The sequence below is a fragment of the Burkholderia reimsis genome, assembly GCF_003294055.1.
Taxonomy (GTDB): domain Bacteria; phylum Pseudomonadota; class Gammaproteobacteria; order Burkholderiales; family Burkholderiaceae; genus Burkholderia; species Burkholderia cepacia.
This window is the reverse complement of sequence record NZ_QMFZ01000001.1, coordinates 44692-62025: the sequence shown is the minus strand read 5'-3', so window position 1 is coordinate 62025 and position 17334 is coordinate 44692. Positions and strand designations below refer to the sequence as shown.

The 17334-nt window shown below is 67.3% G+C and carries 16 protein-coding genes; 7 read left to right on the top strand and 9 right to left on the bottom strand.

The features are described 5' to 3' along the window. Positions 1 to 11 precede the first annotated feature (11 nt). The gene (locus tag DPV79_RS00295) at positions 12 to 1403 is read right to left on the bottom strand and encodes an APC family permease (RefSeq protein ID WP_113044451.1); all 1392 of its coding nucleotides are present in this window, start codon (positions 1401 to 1403) and stop codon (positions 12 to 14) included. Positions 1404 to 1654: 251 nt separating this feature from the next. Here DPV79_RS00295 and DPV79_RS00290 point away from each other — a divergent pair, with 251 nt between their 5' ends. Together DPV79_RS00290 and DPV79_RS00285 are read left to right on the top strand one after the other, a co-directional pair. Continuing rightward, positions 1655 to 2749 (top strand): AraC family transcriptional regulator, encoded by a 1095-nt coding sequence (locus DPV79_RS00290; RefSeq protein ID WP_113044450.1) that lies wholly within the window; start codon positions 1655 to 1657, stop codon positions 2747 to 2749. 329 nt (positions 2750 to 3078) lie between these two features. Further along, positions 3079 to 5514, top strand: a complete 2436-nt coding sequence (locus tag DPV79_RS00285) for a PEP-utilizing enzyme (RefSeq protein ID WP_165843466.1) — start codon at positions 3079 to 3081, stop codon at positions 5512 to 5514. Positions 5515 to 5548: 34 nt separating this feature from the next. Here DPV79_RS00285 and DPV79_RS00280 read toward each other — a convergent pair whose 3' ends face one another. Continuing rightward, the gene (locus tag DPV79_RS00280; protein WP_059555163.1) at positions 5549 to 5923 is read right to left on the bottom strand and encodes a S26 family signal peptidase; all 375 of its coding nucleotides are present in this window, start codon (positions 5921 to 5923) and stop codon (positions 5549 to 5551) included. Between the two features lie 275 nt (positions 5924 to 6198). On the opposite strand from DPV79_RS00280, the gene DPV79_RS00275 reads away from it, so the two are divergent. The 3 genes from DPV79_RS00275 to DPV79_RS00265 all read left to right on the top strand — a co-directional run bounded on the left by DPV79_RS00275 (position 6199) and on the right by DPV79_RS00265 (position 9179). Next, positions 6199 to 7179 carry a bifunctional helix-turn-helix transcriptional regulator/GNAT family N-acetyltransferase gene (locus DPV79_RS00275; protein ID WP_059620379.1) on the top strand — a complete coding sequence of 327 codons (981 nt, stop codon included), beginning with the start codon at positions 6199 to 6201 and terminating at the stop codon, positions 7177 to 7179. Positions 7180 to 7602: 423 nt separating this feature from the next. Continuing rightward, the gene (locus DPV79_RS00270; RefSeq protein ID WP_113044449.1) at positions 7603 to 7827 is read left to right on the top strand and encodes a hypothetical protein; all 225 of its coding nucleotides are present in this window, start codon (positions 7603 to 7605) and stop codon (positions 7825 to 7827) included. A gap of 242 nt (positions 7828 to 8069) precedes the next feature. Next, the gene (locus tag DPV79_RS00265) at positions 8070 to 9179 is read left to right on the top strand and encodes a polyamine ABC transporter substrate-binding protein (protein ID WP_113044701.1); all 1110 of its coding nucleotides are present in this window, start codon (positions 8070 to 8072) and stop codon (positions 9177 to 9179) included. 217 nt (positions 9180 to 9396) lie between these two features. Here the strand turns inward: DPV79_RS00265 and DPV79_RS00260 are convergent, their stop codons facing one another. The 5 genes from DPV79_RS00260 to DPV79_RS00235 all read right to left on the bottom strand — a co-directional run bounded on the left by DPV79_RS00260 (position 9397) and on the right by DPV79_RS00235 (position 14403). After that, a complete protein-coding gene (locus DPV79_RS00260; RefSeq protein WP_113044448.1) occupies positions 9397 to 9996 on the bottom strand; it encodes an SLOG cluster 4 domain-containing protein in 600 nt (199 codons plus the stop codon). Beyond that, positions 9993 to 11240 (bottom strand): MFS transporter, encoded by a 1248-nt coding sequence (locus DPV79_RS00255; RefSeq protein WP_113044447.1) that lies wholly within the window; start codon positions 11238 to 11240, stop codon positions 9993 to 9995. The genes DPV79_RS00260 and DPV79_RS00255 overlap by 4 nt, the downstream gene beginning before the upstream one ends. A 297-nt stretch (positions 11241 to 11537) precedes the next feature. After that, positions 11538 to 11867, bottom strand: a complete 330-nt coding sequence (locus DPV79_RS00250) for an H-NS histone family protein (protein ID WP_048029133.1) — start codon at positions 11865 to 11867, stop codon at positions 11538 to 11540. A 360-nt stretch (positions 11868 to 12227) separates the two neighbouring features. Beyond that, entirely contained in the window at positions 12228 to 13577 is a 1350-nt protein-coding gene (locus DPV79_RS00240) for a reverse transcriptase family protein (RefSeq protein ID WP_113044446.1), read from the bottom strand. Positions 13578 to 13830: 253 nt separating this feature from the next. After that, positions 13831 to 14403 (bottom strand): plasmid fertility inhibition factor family protein, encoded by a 573-nt coding sequence (locus DPV79_RS00235; RefSeq protein ID WP_027792134.1) that lies wholly within the window; start codon positions 14401 to 14403, stop codon positions 13831 to 13833. A 625-nt stretch (positions 14404 to 15028) separates the two neighbouring features. Between DPV79_RS00235 and DPV79_RS00230 the strand changes: the two genes are divergently transcribed. Next, entirely contained in the window at positions 15029 to 15301 is a 273-nt protein-coding gene (locus tag DPV79_RS00230) for a type 2 periplasmic-binding domain-containing protein (protein ID WP_021160117.1), read from the top strand. Here the strand turns inward: DPV79_RS00230 and DPV79_RS42445 are convergent. Then, the gene (locus DPV79_RS42445) at positions 15298 to 15438 is read right to left on the bottom strand and encodes a hypothetical protein (protein WP_155644118.1); all 141 of its coding nucleotides are present in this window, start codon (positions 15436 to 15438) and stop codon (positions 15298 to 15300) included. The genes DPV79_RS00230 and DPV79_RS42445 overlap by 4 nt on opposite strands. Positions 15439 to 15730: 292 nt before the next feature. Here DPV79_RS42445 and DPV79_RS00225 point away from each other — a divergent pair, with 292 nt between their 5' ends. Further along, positions 15731 to 16159: a VOC family protein gene (locus DPV79_RS00225; protein WP_021160115.1), complete on the top strand. Its 429-nt coding sequence runs from the start codon at positions 15731 to 15733 to the stop codon at positions 16157 to 16159. Positions 16160 to 16300: 141 nt separating this feature from the next. On the opposite strand, the gene DPV79_RS00220 is transcribed toward DPV79_RS00225, so the two are convergent. Then, entirely contained in the window at positions 16301 to 17284 is a 984-nt protein-coding gene (locus tag DPV79_RS00220; RefSeq protein WP_059489286.1) for a M14 family metallopeptidase, read from the bottom strand. Between the last annotated feature and the right edge of the window lie 50 nt (positions 17285 to 17334).

Below are 17334 nucleotides of genomic sequence, written 5' to 3'. Positions count from 1 at the left end.
CGCCCGGTCATTCAGTTCATCGACAGTGTCGGCGCCGGGCGCGTGAAGCCGCGCGTCAGCCATGCGAGCTGGCAGAGCCCGAGCACGAGCCAGCCGATGCCGACGTAGAACGTCTGGCGCGACAGCCCCGACCAGAGCCACACGTTCATCGCGAAGCCGAGCGCCGGCATCACGCCGAACGTGATCCAGCCCGCGAAGCGGCGATGCTCGGCGCGGCACAGATAACTGCGCATCACGCACAGGTTCACGACCGCGAACGCGACGAGCGCGCCGAAGCTGATCATCGTCGACGCGAGATCGAGCGTGACGAACAGCGCGGACAGCGACACGACGCCGACCGCGAGCGTCGCGCGCACCGGCGTGCGCAGCCGCGCATGCAGGTGGCCGAACACGCGTTCGGGCAGCACGCGGTCGCGGCCCATCGCGAACAGCACGCGCGTCACGCTCGCCTGCCCGGCCATCGCGCTCGCGAAACAGCCGGCCACGTACACGGCGACGAAGAACGCCGACAGCGTGCCACCGCCGATGCGCCGCATCAGCTCGAGGCTGGCCGAATCGAGATCCTTGAATGCGTGCCAGTCGGGAAACACCACCTGCCCGACATACGCGATCAGCATGAACAGCACGCCGCTCGCCAGCGTGCAGAGCAGGATCGCGCGCGGCACCGTGCGCTTCGGCTCGCGCGTTTCCTCCGACAGGGTGGTGACCGCGTCGAAGCCGAGGAACGACAGGCACAGGATCGCGGATCCGGCGAAGATCGCGCGCGCATCGCCCGACGACGGCAACGCGACGGCCATCGACAGCCCCTCGCCTGCCGCGACCCGCGCCGATGCGATGACGAAGATCGCGATGAACACGAGCTGGCTCGCGATGAGGATCAGGTTCACGCGATTGACGAGCCGGATGCCGACGATGTTCAGCCCGGTGATCAGCGCGATGCTCCCGACGATCCACACGCTGGCCGGCACCATCGGAAAAATCTGCTTCATGTAGATGCCGATCGCGAGGTAGCTGATCATCGGGATGAACAGGTAGTCCATCAGCAGCGCCCAGCCGACCATGAAGCCGGCCGACGTGCCGAAATTGCGGCTCGCGAACGTATAGGCGGACCCGGCGCTCGGCATCAGCCGCGCCATGTGGCCATAGCTGCGCGCGGTGAACAGCATCGCGACCAGCGTGACCGCATACGCGGCCGTCAGGTGCCCGTTCGTCTCGCTCGTGACAAGCCCGTAGGTCGTGAACACCGTCATCGGCAGCATGTACGCGAGGCCGAAGATCACCAGCGTCGCGAGACCGAGCAGGTGCGGCTTGCGGCGTTCGTCCGCGTCGCCGCGAAACGCATGTGCGGCGAAGTCCTGCGTCGCGGCGGTCGATGCGTATCGACCGGGGCTGTCGTTGTCCATGCTGTCCTCACGTAGGTGGCGTTCACGGCTTCAACACTCGTGCGCCCGGCACGGCCGGCGGCGCACGACTGGAAGAAAGTGTGGTGCGCCAAAAATTCCGCCACGAATGAGAAATGCGGACGTAATCAGGGGATATTTCCGGACACCCCGCCGCGTATCGCGCCGGCGCGTCATGCATGGTGCTGTGCCGCACTGGCGTTTTGCGGACATTCCGGCTATGTTCTACGCAACCCAGTCGCCCCGTCAGCACCATGGACACTCGATCTCATCGAAACCAGAGCCGGGCCGAGCGCAGGCTGCGTTCGTCGCTCGGCCTCGCGCGCCCGGCCGGACGCCAGGAGGACATTCCCGCCACCGTCCACGCGATCGCGGTCGCGCTGGACGAGTGCCGCGTGCGGCATATCGACGGTGCCGCGCTGCTCGAAGGCACGGGGCTCGGCGCGGACGAAGTCGCGTCGCCGAACCTGCACGTGAATCGCGGCCAGGAGCAGCGCTGCTTCCACAACCTGCTGCAGCGCAGCGGCGTGCCGTCGATCGGGCTGTCGATCGGCGCGCGGCTGCACGTATCGACACTCGGCCTCGCCGGCTACGCGATGCTGATCAGCGGCTCCGTCATGCAGGCATTCCGGTGCATGAGCCAGTTTCCGCTGTTCATGGGCCTGTATTTCGACGTGCGTATCGATGCGCATGCGGACGGCATGAGCGTGACCATCAGCCGCTACAACGGTGAGCCCGATCTCGAGGTGTTCCAGGTCGACATGTGCCTGTCGAGCCTGCGCCTGATCGTGTCCGACCTCGTCGGCAAGCCGGTCTGGCCCGCGCAGGTGCAGCTCGCGCGCCGCACGCCGCGCAACGCGGCCGACTACACGCGCCACTTCGGCTGCAAGGTCGCGTTCAATGCCGGTGACAACCGGCTCGTGTTCACGTCCGTGAACGGCACCGAGATGCCGCTGCTCGCGAACGAAGTCAGCTTCAATGCGCTGCACGGCCAGTGCGAGGCGCTCGAACGGCAGTGGGCCGCGTCGGTCGGCACGCGTTTCGCCGATCGCGCGAAGGAGCTGATGGCGCGCGACCTCGCGCGTTTCAAGTCGATGACGTCGCTCGCGAACGCGCTGCACCTGACGGAGCGCACGCTGCGCCGTCGGCTCGACAAGGACGGCCTCACGTTCCAGTCGCTGCTCGACGACGTGCGCCGCGACGAGGCGGTGCGGATGCTCGACGATCCGGAGCTGACGGTCGCGGCCATTGCGGAACGTCTCGGCTACAGCGAGCCGCGCAGCTTCCGCCATGCGTATCGACGCTGGACCGGACACCCGCCGCGCGCCGGCGCCGAGTCGGACACGTAACGCGCCATGGGCGCCCGGTCGAAAGGCCCGGCGTACAAGCCTTCGCGCCGACCGGCCACGAGCGGGATTCATCGACGACATCGGTCATTCCCGCACACGTCATGCATGACCTGCGTCTGCATGGCGTCGCGTTCGAGATGGCGGTTATCGTCCGGGCCGACTCAAGTAGAATGCGCGCAACCATCAAGCCGAGCGGGGCCACGCTTCCATTCCACTCGCACCGGCGCAACGCGAACAAGACGACACGAAACTGCGCAGCGGCATCCGCGGGCCGCGCCGCCCCATCCGGGCGCGCGCCACCGCGACGATCGCCCGCCGACGAAGCCTCCATGAGCAAACCGATCCTGTACCTCCTCGCCGGCAACGGCAGCGCGGCCGACTGGTGGGACGACACGCTGCCCCACTTCCGCCATTACCGGCCCGTGCCGCTGGAACTGCCGGGCTTCGGCGACAACCCCGCGCCGCCCTGCGAAGATCTCGCCGCGTATGCGCAAGCGCTGCTGGACGCGACCGAACCGGGCCACGCGATCATGGCGGTCGGCGTGAATGCGCTGCTGGTGCTGCACGCATTGCAACGGCGCCCCGGCCACTTCGGCCGCAGCGTGCTGCTCGCGCCCGTCGGTGCATTTCTGTGGGAACGGCGCCTGCCGAAACTGATGGCGCCGAAGCCGCTGCGCAAGACCGTTCACTGGCTGCTCGCGCACTACCCGGCGCTGTTCGCCCGCAAGTTCTCGAACCTGACCTGGACACGCGCGCAGTACCGCCGCATGGGCGCCGGCTACGCGCGCTGCCGCGCGTTCCTGCCGCACTGGGATCTCGTGCGCGCCGATACCGCGCTGCCGCTGCTCGAGTGGGTCACCGATCGCATCGAACTCGTGTGGGGCGACCAGGACGCCGTGCTCGGCGTGCGCCAGGCCGCCGCATGGTCGGCCATCCTCGCGCGCGCCGACCTCACCGTCACGCTGCAGGCCGGCTGGGGACACTATCCGTGGATCGACGCGCCGGCGGCATTCGCGCAGTGGCTCGAAGCGGGCGACGCCGGCTTCGTCGCGCACACCAAGGGCGGGCGCCTGGCGCTGGCGACGATGGCCGGCCTGCCCGTGCCGCCCGCGCTGTCGCTGACCCGCGCCGACGATCCGCGCCTGCCCGGCTTTCTCGCGAGCCAGCCCGACGCCGAGTGGGCGATCCGCTCGTCGAGCCATGGCGAAGACCAGGCCGATGCGGCCAACGCGGGCCTGCACACCACGTTCCTGCGCGTACCGGCCTCGCAGGCCGCCGCGCGCGTGGCCGAGCTGCTCGACGGCGGCCTCGAGGAAACGGTCGTGCAGCGCTTCATCACGCCCGTGCTGTCGGGCATCGCGTTCGTGCGGCATCTCGCGGTCGAAGTCGAATGGGTGGAAGGCCACCTCGAATCGCTCGCCGACGGCCAGGCCAGCCCGCAACGCGCGATCCTGTCGCGGCTCGGCGAGCCCTGGCAGCGCGGCACGTTCCCGGGCGCGCACGGCCTGGGCGCGACGCAACTGTGGACCTTCCTTCAACGCGTGCTGCGCGCGTTCCACTACGTGCCGGGCGATGTCGAATGGGCGTGGGACGGCACGCAGCTGTGGCTGCTGCAATATCGCCCGATCAGCAGCTACGGATGGCACCGGCACCTGACCGCCGCGAACATCGCCGAGATCCTGCCGCCGCAGCCCAGCCGGCTGGTCGAGTACGCACAACGGCGTGCGGCCGGCAGCATCCCGGCCATCATGGCGCGCTGGGATGCACGCGTATTGCAGGACAACGAACCATTCACCGCGCTCTACGGCGGCGCGTCGTACATCAACAACGACCTGTTCCTCGCCCGTCTCGCCGACTGGGGCGTATCGGCCGGCAACTACAGCGGCGAGATCGGCGGCGCGACCCCGCCGCTGCGCTGGCGCCCGCTGCGGCTGCTGCGTTCGCTGCCGGTGTTCTGGCGCATGCTGCGCGCCGCACGCGGGCATCTGCCGACGCTCGAACGCGGCCTGCAGCGCTTCGACCGGGAACTCGCGACGCTCGTCGAGCAGCGCGCCGACGGCCGGCAGCTGGCCGACTGGTTCACGCGCTTCTACGTGTTCGTCGTGCAGGGCAACCTGTGCATCGCGTCATCGCTGGCCAGCAGCGGCGGCGCGCTCTGGGGCCGTCCGCCGACCGCGTATGGCCAGCTCGAGAACAGCCCGCATCGCCTGCCGTGGGAAACCGATCCGGGCACCGCACGGCCCGAGCCCGCCGATCTGCCGTTGCAGGCGTTTCCCGACTGGCCGCTGCCCGTCCGCGTGCTCCACGCGCTCGGCGCGCCCGGCATGCGCGGCTGGTATCTGCAGGTGCGCGAGTGGTATCGCGACAACCTGATGCGCGTGTTCTTCCGCCTGCATCACGCGATGCCGGCCGCCGACCGCGACGCATGGTTCGCGCCCCATCCCGATCGCCGCGAACGCAACGGCAGCTTCTGGCAGGACGGCAGCGAAGGCACCGACGAGGCGGCCGGCTTCATGATCTATCCGGGCCACACGCAAGGCGTGCTCGGCCGCGACATCCTGCTGGAAGACACGCTCGACCCGGGCCAGCACGCGCAGTACCAGGCCGCGCGTGCGGTGATCGCGCGCATGGGCGGCCGGCTGTCGCACGGCGCGACGCTGCTGCGCGAACTGCGCAAGCCGTCGGCCGTGCTGCCGCGCGTCGACGCGGCGTGGATCGGGCGCGAGGTGCGGCTCAGCGACGGCCGGCTGACGCTGGTCGACTAGGCGCGACGCGGTTGCCGCGGGCCCGGGCGCGTACTCAGCGCACCGGCGTGCGGAGTTTCCCGTCGACCTTCAACGTACGCCGGTCGTGCGCGGCTTCGTATTCGACCGTCTGCGCCGGTGTGACGGCGCCGTAGGAACGGCCGTTCACGTAGACGATGCCGTCCCGCAGCTCGATCCGGTCGCCGTTGACCGTCGCGGTGGCCCGTTCGCCCTGCAGCACCGCGCCCGAGCAACCGGCGGTCGAAAAGCTGCGCACCGACGTGCCCGGCATCGCGGCGATCCCGCCCTGATCCGCCGCATGCGCCGCGCTGCAGGGCGGCGCATCCATGCTGCCGGCCGCGTGAACGGTACCGGCACCGATCCCGCATCCGGCAAGCAACGCAATCGTCATCGGCTTCAGATTGTTCATGGTGGGCTCCGTTGTCCGCCGCCGCGGATCGATGACCGGCCGACACCCGTGCTCGCATGAAGGGGCGTCCGGATGCATCGAGTATGCGTCCGGTTCGCGGCACTCCGCCATCCGCGCCAATACCACTCACCGCCCGCCCATCCGTCCCCTGATCCGCGCCGACGCGGGCCCCGCAATCACCGCTCGGCACGACGCGTCCTGATGAAGATCCGCCTTGATCAAGTTGCGACCCGCAACTATTATTGATTGCGATCCGCAACCTTTCCGGGCTGACCATGGACCTCATCGACGCTCCCGCCAAGCCTCGCGAAGCAACCATCCTCGAGCTTCGCGACTTCTCCCGCAAACTGGTTCGCGAGCTCGGCTTCATGCGCGCGACGCTGGCCGACAGCGACTGGGCGCCTTCGGCGGTTCACGCGATCCTCGAGATCGGGATGGCGCCCGGCATCAACGCCCGCGATCTGGGCAACATCCTGCGGCTGGACAAATCGAACACGAGCCGGCAACTCGCGCGGCTCGAGGCGGCCGGCATCGTCGAACGGCGCGTGTCGAGCGACGATGCGCGCGCGACCGAGCTGTACCTGACCGCCGACGGCAAGAAGCTCCAGAAAAGAATCGACGCGTTCGCGACGGATCAGGTGTCGAATGCGTTGCGCCGCATGGTGCCGGCGGATCAGCAGGCGCTGCTGCGCTCGCTCGCGCTGTATGCCGATGCGCTCGCGCAGGACAACGCCGCCAGGGCAAGCGCCGCGACACCCGATGCGCCATCGATCCGCGAAGGCTACCAGCCGGGCTGCATCGGCGATATCGCGGGCCTTCACGCGCGCTTCTACTCGGAACACTGGGGATTCGGCGCCTTTTTCGAAAAGCGGGTGGCGACCGAGCTGGCCGAGTTCGCCGGTGCGCTGCCGGCCGACGGCAAGGCGCTCTGGCTGTGCCAGGAAGACGGACGCACGCTCGCGTCGCTCGCGATCGACGGCGACCCGGCAACGGGCGTCGCGCACCTGCGATGGTTCATCGTGAACGATGCGTTGCGCGGCTCGGGCATCGGGCGCCGGCTCATGACGGAAGCCATGCGCTTCGTCGACGCGCAGCGGTTTCGCGAAACCTATCTGTGGACGTTCAAGGGCCTCGATTCGGCACGCCACCTGTACGAGTCGTTCGGCTTCACGCTGACGAGCGAATCCGCGGGCACGCATTGGGGCACCGAGGTGGTCGAGCAACGCTTCAGCCGGCCGGGGCCGTCCGGCGGCTGAGGATCGACGGGCCGCCTGCGCTGCGACGCCCTTCATGGTTTCTCGACTGCCTTTACGACTGCCTTTGCGACGACCGTTCCGGCGCGATTCGCGCTGCAGGCCGTCGAATATTCTCATCACTTGACGCCCGTCATGGCCGCTCGAGCCGCGTCGCGTGCGCGGTTCATCCGTTATCGCGATCACGCCGAACGCCTGCATCGGCCTGCGAATCACTAGGGAAAATCCTGAGACATCCTTACAGCGATTTCCCTGATGATTCACGGAAGCGTCATGTTTCGGCGATCCAGCGGTCCGCCAAGCTTTCAGTTCGCGTCTCGAAACCGATGACGCATCGCGGCAAATTCGATGACCGCGGCCTGAAACGGCAGTCGCTGGCGAATCGTCAGGTGTTCAATACTTTCAACAACCCGGTCGAGAGTAAACGTGAGATTCCGTGGCCCGCTGGTGCGGTGGAGACGAGGCGATGCGCGAAACCTGCGCGCCGCGATCGCGTCCACCGACAACCGTGGTGACGGCTGGCAAAGTCCTCGCCTGCATCTGTCGATCTACACCATCCTGTCCTGCCGCTCCGTTCGCCGCCACAACGCCGTCGCCGCACGTGCGTACGTCGCGATCCATACCGACGACGTGGCCTCGCTGCTGCCTTAGCGCTTCACCCCTTTCCCTGCATCCGTTCGACCTGCCCGCCGTGTCGCCCGACCGGTGACGGAATCCGCTCGCGCTTCGTTTCCGTGCGAGCCGGCCCGCAATCGAACGGACTCCTGATCGTCGTGCACCACGCTCGCTCACCGCGAGCGGTGCTCGCGCACGCCCGCTTCATCCGATGAACCGTCGCGTACCGGCCCGCGCATCGCGGATCGACACGCGCGCTGAAAATGGAAGACTTCGTCATGCGAATCCGCACGCTTGCCCGCAGCATTGCAACCGCCGCCACCCTGTCGGCCGCCGTGTCCGCCGGCACGACCGCCCACGCGGCCGGTGAACTGAACATCTACAACTGGTCCGACTACATCGCACCGGACACGGTCCCGAACTTCCAGAAGCAGACGGGCCTCCACGTCCGCTACGACAACTACGACAGCGACGACACGCTGCAGGCGAAACTGATGTCGGGGAATTCCGGCTACGACATCGTCGTGCCGACGTCGAACTACATGGCCAAGCAGATTCAGGCGAGCGTCTACCAGCCGCTCGACAAGTCGAAGCTGCCGAACCTGTCGAACCTCGATCCGCTGCTGATGAAGATGGTCGCCGACGCCGATCCGGGCAACCAGTACGGCGTGCCATGGGCCTACGGCACCGACGGCATCGGCTACAACGTGCAGGCCGTGAAGAAAGCGCTCGGCGACAAGGCGCCGGTCGACAGCTGGGCGCTGGTGTTCGATCCGGCCAACATGGCGAAGCTCAAGAGCTGCGGCGTGTCGTTCCTCGACCAGGCCGTCGACGTGTTCGCGGCCACGCTGCAGTACATGGGCAAGGACCCGAACAGCACGAACCCGGCCGACTACCGCGCGGCGTACGAGGTGCTGAAGAAGGTGCGCCCGTACATCACGCAGTTCAACTCGTCGGGCTATATCAACGATCTCGCGAACAACGACCTGTGCGTGTCGTTCGGCTATTCGGGCGACGTCGGCATTGCGCACCGCCGCGCCGCCGAAGCGAAGCGCCCGTATGAGATCCGCTTCGCGAACCCGAAGGAAGGCGGGCTGCTGTGGTTCGACATGATGGTGATCCCGAAGGATGCGCCGAACCGCGACGCCGCGCTGAAGTGGATCAACTACCTGCAGGATCCGAAGGTCAACGCCGGCATCACCAACGCGGTGTTCTATCCGACCGCGAACAAGGCCGCGCGCCAGTACGTGAAGCCCGCGATCGCGCGCGACCCGTCGGTGTATCCGGCCGACGAGGTACTGAGCAGGATGACGCTGCTCAAGCCGATGCCGCCCGAGATTCGCCGGCTGCAGAACCGGCTGTGGGCGCAGTTGAAGACGGGGCGCTGAGCATGGCCGCGTGACGTGACGCGACCCGATCCGGTGCCGCGCTTCCGGCCGTCCGGACGGAATTGCATACGGCGCCGACGCGCACGTGCTCGCGTCATTGCGGCAGACGTTCGACCCATACGCGACGTCGCCCGACCTGCCGGACGGGCCGGCGACAGCAGGAACCGGCCGCGTCGCGCGGACGTCGAGACGAATGCGCTCGACGCCGTTCGATGCGCTATCGCGACACCTGCTCCGCCGAAAACGCGTCTTCCACGAACCGGATCACGTCGTCGAGCGACGACGTGCACGTGGCGCCCGCCGCGAGCACGCGAAACGCACCCTCCGGCCCGAAGCAGACGAGCGGTTTGCGCCAGCGCCGCGCGAGCGCAATCTCCTCGGCCGTGCCGTGCCCGCCCGGCAGCGCGACGATCAGGTCGCTGCTCAGCACGTTCACGTAGTTGCGGTTGATCGTGTGCGGCTCGGCATCCGGCTCGCGGCGCGGCAGCGGCGTGAGGATCGGGATGTCGACGAACGGATGCGGATAGCCGTCGAGCGGCACGAAGCCCGCGAGCGGATCGGCCTGCGTCGGCAGGATGCCGATCGATCGCCCGGCCCGCCCGGGCACGCCGGCGAACGCCCGCGCGACCGCCAGCATCACGCCCTGCCCGCCGCCCGTCAGCAGGTTGAAACCGGCCTGCGCGAGCCATGCGCCGAGCGGCTCCGAAAACGCGAGCCACGGCTCCTTGCCCGAGCCCATCACGCCGATCGTCCTGTTCTTCTGCTGCATCGTGGTTTCCGGAGAAGTGGTTGGATTGCGCGCGCTCGCCGCGCTCATTCGAGCTCGACGCCCTTGAGCTCGGGAATCAGGAACAGCGTCGCGACCATGTCGAGCACGTAGAGGCCGGCAAGCATCGCGATGGCCGTCTGGAACGAATAGTGCGCGGCAAGCGCGCCGACCGCGACCGGGCCGAAGCCGCCCACCGCGCGGCCGATGTTCCACAGCACGTTCTGCGCGGTTGCGCGTGCGGCCGTCGGATAACCCTCCGACATCAGCGTCCCGTAGCCACCGACCATCCCGTTGACGAACATGCCCATCAGCGCGCCGGCCCACAGCATCGCCGTGGGGTCCGACAGCTGCGCATACGCGATGACCGTCGCCACCGCGCCGAGCTGGTACAGCAGGAACGTCGGCTTGCGCCCGATGCGGTCGGCCAGCTGCCCGAACACCCAGACGCCGATCATCATCCCGACGACCGTCACCGCCGTCCACACCCCCGACTTCGTCAGCGAGAAACCCATCTGTTTCGACAGGAAGGTCGGCAGCCAGATCATGATCCCGTAGTAGCCGAAATTCTGGACCGAACACAGGATCACGATGCCGAGGCTCGTGCGCGCGGTGCGGCCGTCCGCGACGAGCAGGCGGAACGCGTTGGCCTTCGGCTGCGCCGCGCGCTGCACGAACGCTTCCGGCTCGTGCAGCTTGTTGCGCATCGCCCATGCGAGCAGCGCGGGCAGCACGCCGACCAGGAACATCCCGCGCCAGCCGATGTGCTGCAGCAGGAACGGCGTCAGCAGGGCGGCCAGCAGCACGCCGGCCTGCCAGCCGAGCGCGACGTAGCACGACACGCGCGCGCGTTTGCTGGCCGGCCACGCTTCCGCCGCGAGCGCCATGCCGATCCCGAACTCGCCGCCCAGCCCGATGCCCGCGATGGTGCGGTAGACGAGCAGATCCCGGAAGCCCTGTGCGAACGCACACAGCCCGGTGAAGACCGCGAACAGCAGGATCGTCCAGGTCAGCACACGCACGCGCCCGTAGCGGTCGCTCAGCGCACCGAACAGGATGCCGCCCGCGACGGCGCCGATCAGCGTCCAGGTGACGAGCGCGCCGCCCTGCCCGGGTGTCAGGTGCAGCGCCGCCGTGATCGCCGGCAGCATGAAGCCGAGGATCAGCAGGTCGAAGCCGTCCATCGCATAGCCGATCGCCGATCCGGCCAGCGCTTTCCACGCGTACGCGCCGGCCTGCTCGACGCGCGGGGCCGACGGGCCGCCGAGCGTCGGAGATTTCATGTTTGCTGCCATGATGTCCTGCCACGATTGTCCGGCGACATTCTAAGGCCTGTGCCCGCGAACGAAGGGCCGGCAGGTCGGCCCGTGGCGAGGGTCCGCACGCGCCGGCACCCGCCTGCGGGACGGCATGGCGGCAACCTGCGGGTCATGAACGGGAGAGAAAAACGGCGGGCCGGTGTCGGCGATGAAGCCGGCGACGTCGCGGCCAGGCCGGACACCGGATAAACGACTACGTGGGGAGAGCGGGTTGCCGGCCGGCCCGCTTGCGCGAGCCGGAGGGCGCCGGATGGTCCGGCGGCCTGGCCGGCTTCAGCCCTGGTCGTCTCCGGGCCACCAGGTCTTGGCCTCGCGGTCGACGGCGAGCGCCTCGAGATCCTTGCCTTCGAGCCATTTCGGCCGCGGGCCGCGGCCCGACCATGAGCGGCCGGTCGTCGGATCGTAGTACTTGGCAGGTGCCTTGCGTTTTCGCTGGACGATATAACCGAGCGCGCTCAGCACTTCCTGCTGCGAAATTCCCAAAAGCTCGACCTGTTCCTTGAATGCCGCGAGCGCGGCCTGCTTCTCCTTCTGCTTCGCATCCGACAGCTTGATATTCAGGTCCCGAAGTTGTGCTTCGAGTTCCTGCAGGGCCTGGGTCATGTATTCATCCTCTGTGGGCATGTTTTCGCAAAAAGCTCCGATGGCGGAACCTACCACGAAGTTCCGCCGATGGGTGCTGTCAAATAGATGTATCGTTTGCCTGAGCCGGCGTGGCTTGCGCGATACGCACTAAACGACGTCGCGCGTCAATCGATGACAGACTGAACCGGCCCGGCAACGCGCAGCCCGCCGCATACGAAGGCACGGGCGAACGACTGCGGCAAGTAAGCGCCGCACCAGGCACTGGCGCGGCATGGCGCGAATGATAGCAGTGCACGGCATCGCGATGCATAAGTCGTCGGCCGGCGTCGATCCGAACCCGGCCGCTTTTCGGTCGCTCGTCGGTCGCTTTTCGGCCGCTTACAGACCGACTTCGCGGGCGTCCCACGCGATCCTGTCGAACAGCGCGCGCAGCTTCGCGCCGCGCGCCGCGTTCAGCGCGGCCGCATGCGCGACGCGCCCGGCGAGATGCGCGCGGAAGTCCGGACACGCATCGCGATTCTGCGACGCCGGCCCGCTCCGGATGCAGTTGGTCAGGATGGCCTTCAGGAGATCGAACTCATCGCGCGCCAGGTTCGGATGACGATTGACGACCACGCCGGCGAGTTGCTGGCGCATGCCGCGCCGCATCACGCGCGTCTTGCGCAGGTGCAGCGCAAAGCCCTCCTCGAGCGCGATCGCGGCAACGCGCACCTGCAGCCGCTCGACGTCGCGCGCCAGCGCGCCGCCGCCGGAAAATGCGAGATCGTCGGCATAACGCGTGTAGGTTGCATCGAGCGAACGCGCGAGCGCGGCGAGCCGCATGTCGAAGCGGAAGGCGCTCAGGTTCGCCAGCGCCGGCGACGTCGGCGCCCCCTGCGGCAGATGCCGTTCGCGATAGCGCTGGCGGCCGATCCAGTCGAACCGGTCACGCAGGTCCGGCGCGAGCAGCCGCGCGGACGGTACGCGGTTGGTGCACAGCCCGGTGAGCGTGCGCGCGACTTCGGCCGGATACCCGAGCGTGACGAACAGCGCGTGAATGCGCGCGGCGCGTATCGATACGAAGAAATCCGCGAGGTCGAAACGGACGACGACATCGCGATCGGCATGCGGCGCCGCGAACGACACGATCCCGTGCCCCTTGCGAAAACCATGTACCGCATCGTGTGGCGCAATGCGGTCGAGCAGCCCGTGCAGGATGCGGCGCTGCGCTTCGCGCAGCCGGCCCTTCGGGATCTCGACCAGGCGGCATCCGCCGCTGCGCTTGTCGTGCGCCACGTACGTGTAGTGATGCAACGGCGTGGCGCCGCTGCGCGCGTCGACGCGCCAATGGTCGGACAGCCAGTCGAGTTCCGGCACGCGCACGCCGAGCCAGTCGGCGAGATCCCCGGGCGTCGCCCATTGCGGCACGTCGCAGCCGGCCAGCGGCACCGGCAACGGCTGCTGGACGAGCGGCCGCCTCACGACGCGGATCGCGGCGGGCCGGTCGCTGCCGTACCACGCGAGCACGAACGGCGGCGCATCGGCGAGGTGCGCCGCAAGCGCATCGATGTCGACATCGGCCCAGCGCGCGCCGAAGCGCACGAGCGCGGCATCCGCGACTTCGTGCGTCCACGGCGGCGCGCCGCCGAGCACCGCCGCCATCCGGGACAGGACGCCGGCCTGTTCGGGCGCACCGGCCAGCATCGCCTCGGCAATCGTGCGGGTGGTATCGCGCAGGGATGAAGACATGGAAAAGGATGGGCGGGACGATGAGCCAACGTGACGGGTACTGCGAGGAGTCGCGTTGCGCAACGCGCAACGGCGCTCCTTGCGACGCATCGGGATGTCGATCTGATCCACGGGGTAGCCCCGTAGTCCTGGAACATCGGCTGCCTGTTCCGGGCGTGAGCTTGACCCACCGGCCCGCGATGCGACTTTAAAGGCCGCGAACGCGGCGTGTCAAACCGGGGCGATCCGGCGCCGCCGGATCGCGACGACCGACCTACGCGCGCCGGGAAAACAGTTCGCGGTACGCGATCGGCGCGACGCCGACGCCGGCCATGTTGTTCAGCATCGTGGCCCAGGTCGCGTTGTCGACGCTGACCGGAAACGACCGCACGCGGTTGGCGAGCAGCCAGAAGGTACGCGTCATGCCGTTGCTCATCGCGACTTCGTACCCGCCTCCCTCGATCCAGTAGCCGACCGGCGGCAGTGCCACCGGTTCGAGGCGGCCGGCCCGGAACGCGGCGGCGGCCGACGCGTACTTGCTGTCGAGCGGCATGACGCGCCGCGGCACGCAGTCCTGCGAGTTCGGCTGCGGGAATCTCGGGCTCGTGCCGAGCCACAGGCCGTAGAACGTCTGCGCGTCGAGATGCACGACGTAGCGCTCCGTTTCGGCGGGCGTCGCCGCCATGTAGCAGTCGGCCTGGCCCGGAACGGCGACGCGCCACATCGCGCGCTGCGCGCTGAGGTCGACCAGTTCGCTCGCCTGCGGCCGCGGGTGGACGGGAGACGGTCGTCCCGCTTCGCGCAGGTCGCGCGCGCGATCGAGTCCGATACGAAGACGTGTCAGCATGGGCCCTCTCTTGCTCTCGTGATTTGTTCGAATGAGCCGGGGGGCGGGCGAAACCATCGTCGCGTGTCGGCGAACCGTGTGTCCGGCGCCCCGGCGCTCCCGGTGTGCCCGGGAACCCGCGCAGTGTAGCGCCTTTCCGTTCGGGCACGAGTCGCTTCGTGCCAGGGATTCCTCCCGCGCTCGAACGATCGCCCCCCATGAACGCCCATGCGCTTCGCCTGCCGCGCCGGCACCACCATCGATCATCGCCTCAATATTCGTCGCCGATTATTTGAATATCGAAACAATCAAAAAACAAAAACAACACCATCCAGAATTCAATTAAATCAAATTCAAACAAAAAATTATCGAATTCCATTAACGATAAATTAATTCGATTGGCGCCTTCAAACCCAAATAAATAGTCTGTGTTGTGCGCCGCAACACCGCGATTCAAAAATCAAAGAGGTAACGGAGGCGCAGCACGAATCCTTTCATTCGTGCTTTGTCGCAAAGTTCCAGCTTGCCAGGCCCCCGTTGATTTCCAGACGCTTGCGAATCAGCAATCCGGAAGGACAGACATGTCTTTCCGGACGTGGCCGACGTCGTCAGATCGCATCATTTCATTCAATTCCAAAGGAAAGTCATGAAGAAGATTGCAACCGTGCTGTTTTCAGCACTGATGCTCGCCTCCACGTGCGCGTCCGCACAGGCGCTTTGCAAAGCCGGCAAGATCGACAAGATCGAAACCGACACCACCGGCAACCTGCTGGTGACGATCAACGACGGTGTCTACTCGTTCAGTGCCAAGGAAGTTTATTCGATTATTTACCAGGCATATTCAGAAAACAGAAATCTGTTTATCTATGGAAATAATTGCGCGAATGGTTCGCCGGCGACCCGCTTTGCGATTCGTTAATCGACCTTGAAGCGCTCGACGAATATCGATACGTGAAGCCCGGTGCTGGATTGACGGTCTGAATCCAGCACCACCGCGGGCTGGGGTGCCGATACTGCGTGACACGGCACCTGCATGCCCGCGACCTGTTCATCCATCTGCCATTCCCGTCCGGGTACCGATGAAGCCGGCCGGCTTGCCGTCAGGAATCAGCCGCCGGCCGGCGTTTGTCACCTCCATCGCATCATCGCGACGTTCACGCCGAGCCGGATGCCCGGTTCGTTGCGCGAGGCTCGCGCGTGATTCCATGTGCGGCTTGTGAAAGTGCCTGCACGTCCGTAGCATCAGGCATCCCTGCGTCGGCGACCGTCGGGGCCCGGCCATGAGCAGACGCCCGGCTGTCGGATATCGCCATGCGCAGACCGTACCCATCCACGCTGAAGGCGCCCAATGATCGACCACGTTTACATCTCAGTCACCGACATCGAAAAATCACTGGCCTTCTACGCTGAAGCCTTGAAGCCGCTCGGCTGGAGAATTTTCGGCAACTACGACTCCGCTTCGGGCCCGGAAGGCGTCCCCGATCTTTACGGCATCGGCGACGATGTGTACGGCAAGGGAGCGGGAGTCGGATCGAGCATCTGGCTGCGCAAACGTCATCCCGGCGAGACCGGGCTTTACGTCGGGATCGTCTGCGATACCAATGAACTCGTCGACGCCGCCTACGCCGCCGCGATCAAGGCCGGCGGCATTGACGAAGGGAAACCGGCGGATCGTACCTACTTCGCCCCCGGCTACTACGCCGCCAACGTAGCCGACTTCGACGGCAACCGTCTCGAATTCGTACACAAGGCGTGGAACCCGAAGCGACACGCGTAGAACATTGATGCACGGGCGCCCTGGCTGTTCGGTCTGCGCCGCCCTCGCCGATGCGTGAATCGCATGCGGCATGGCCCACCACGCATCGGCTGAGAAGCGCGACCGGGCGGGCCGTCTCCCGGCTGTCCGCCACAGGCGACGTCACCGATCCAGCAAGCGCCCCAGCCGCATCATCGTGACGTTCACGCCGAGATGCCGCATCGACGGTTGCACGATCACGCAGTTGTCGTACGGCGTGACGATCACATGGTCGCCGTCGCGGGCAATTTCGGTGCCGGCCTTCCCGATCACCTCGAGCCCCGTGAACGGTTGCGAGAACCGGAAATCCATCGAACGCGCGACGACCGGCTCCGTGATCTCGACGAACTTCTGCCGCACCGGCACGGCCTGCGTGAGGAAGGCCGCGACGTCGTCGCGCGCAACCACGCCCGCATGCAGCAGGAAGCGCGCCGCGCTGTCGAGCGCGACGTCACGCGCGCTCGCGGCGAAGTGCTGGCCCGTCTCGATCAGCAGCGCATTCTTCGCGCTCGCCGCGTCGCCGAAGCCGCCGTAGTCGCGCAGCCGCGTGCCGTTCGCATGGCCGCGGTCGATGATCACGTGCTCCGGCGTGCCGATTGCGGCCGCCAGCGCGATCGCCTTCTCGAGCGGCCCGGTCATCATCAGCGGCGCGGACGCCTCGTGCATCGAATGAATGTCGAGCAACAGGTCGACCGTATCGAGCAGCGGACGCATCGCGCGCGCACGCGCGAGCTCGCGGCTGTCGCGCGTGCCGTCGAGCGCGGCCGGCGTCCACACGCGATTCATGTCCTCGTCGAGGTAGCGCGTCGCATCGGCGTTCTCCGCACTGAAGTGCTCGTATGCGCCCACGTTGCCGAAGCCGAGCGACAGCCGGCCCGCAACCGGCTGCAGGCCCGCGGCCAGCAACGTGTCCACCGCGATCGCGCCGCTGACTTCGTTGCCGTGCGTCAGCGCGAGGATCATCACGTGCTTGCCGGGCCGGCCGCTGTCGAACGTATGCAGATAGTCGATGCCCGTATTGCCCGCGCGCCAGCGCGAGATGTCGGGGAAGGCCACTTCGATCGGATAGGCCGGCAAGGCGGCGCGGATGGCTTCAAGCGTGGTCATGTCGGAAAGGCTCAACAGGGTTCGGGAAAGGCACGACCGGCAATGTGCCG

What these genes read in the sequence shown, in the direction of transcription:
- DPV79_RS00295 (WP_113044451.1), bottom strand. Translation starts at nt 1,403, where the DNA reads ATGGACAACGACAGCCCCGGTCGATACGCATCGACCGCCGCGACGCAG.
- DPV79_RS00290 (WP_113044450.1), top strand. Translation starts at nt 1,655, where the DNA reads ATGGACACTCGATCTCATCGAAACCAGAGCCGGGCCGAGCGCAGGCTG.
- DPV79_RS00285 (WP_165843466.1), top strand. Translation starts at nt 3,079, where the DNA reads ATGAGCAAACCGATCCTGTACCTCCTCGCCGGCAACGGCAGCGCGGCC.
- DPV79_RS00280 (WP_059555163.1), bottom strand. Translation starts at nt 5,923, where the DNA reads ATGAACAATCTGAAGCCGATGACGATTGCGTTGCTTGCCGGATGCGGG.
- DPV79_RS00275 (WP_059620379.1), top strand. Translation starts at nt 6,199, where the DNA reads ATGGACCTCATCGACGCTCCCGCCAAGCCTCGCGAAGCAACCATCCTC.
- DPV79_RS00265 (WP_113044701.1), top strand. Translation starts at nt 8,070, where the DNA reads ATGCGAATCCGCACGCTTGCCCGCAGCATTGCAACCGCCGCCACCCTG.
- DPV79_RS00260 (WP_113044448.1), bottom strand. Translation starts at nt 9,996, where the DNA reads ATGAGCGCGGCGAGCGCGCGCAATCCAACCACTTCTCCGGAAACCACG.
- DPV79_RS00255 (WP_113044447.1), bottom strand. Translation starts at nt 11,240, where the DNA reads ATGGCAGCAAACATGAAATCTCCGACGCTCGGCGGCCCGTCGGCCCCG.
- DPV79_RS00250 (WP_048029133.1), bottom strand. Translation starts at nt 11,867, where the DNA reads ATGACCCAGGCCCTGCAGGAACTCGAAGCACAACTTCGGGACCTGAAT.
- DPV79_RS00240 (WP_113044446.1), bottom strand. Translation starts at nt 13,577, where the DNA reads ATGTCTTCATCCCTGCGCGATACCACCCGCACGATTGCCGAGGCGATG.
- DPV79_RS00235 (WP_027792134.1), bottom strand. Translation starts at nt 14,403, where the DNA reads ATGCTGACACGTCTTCGTATCGGACTCGATCGCGCGCGCGACCTGCGC.
- DPV79_RS00230 (WP_021160117.1), top strand. Translation starts at nt 15,029, where the DNA reads ATGAAGAAGATTGCAACCGTGCTGTTTTCAGCACTGATGCTCGCCTCC.
- DPV79_RS42445 (WP_155644118.1), bottom strand. Translation starts at nt 15,438, where the DNA reads ATGGATGAACAGGTCGCGGGCATGCAGGTGCCGTGTCACGCAGTATCG.
- DPV79_RS00225 (WP_021160115.1), top strand. Translation starts at nt 15,731, where the DNA reads ATGATCGACCACGTTTACATCTCAGTCACCGACATCGAAAAATCACTG.
- DPV79_RS00220 (WP_059489286.1), bottom strand. Translation starts at nt 17,284, where the DNA reads ATGACCACGCTTGAAGCCATCCGCGCCGCCTTGCCGGCCTATCCGATC.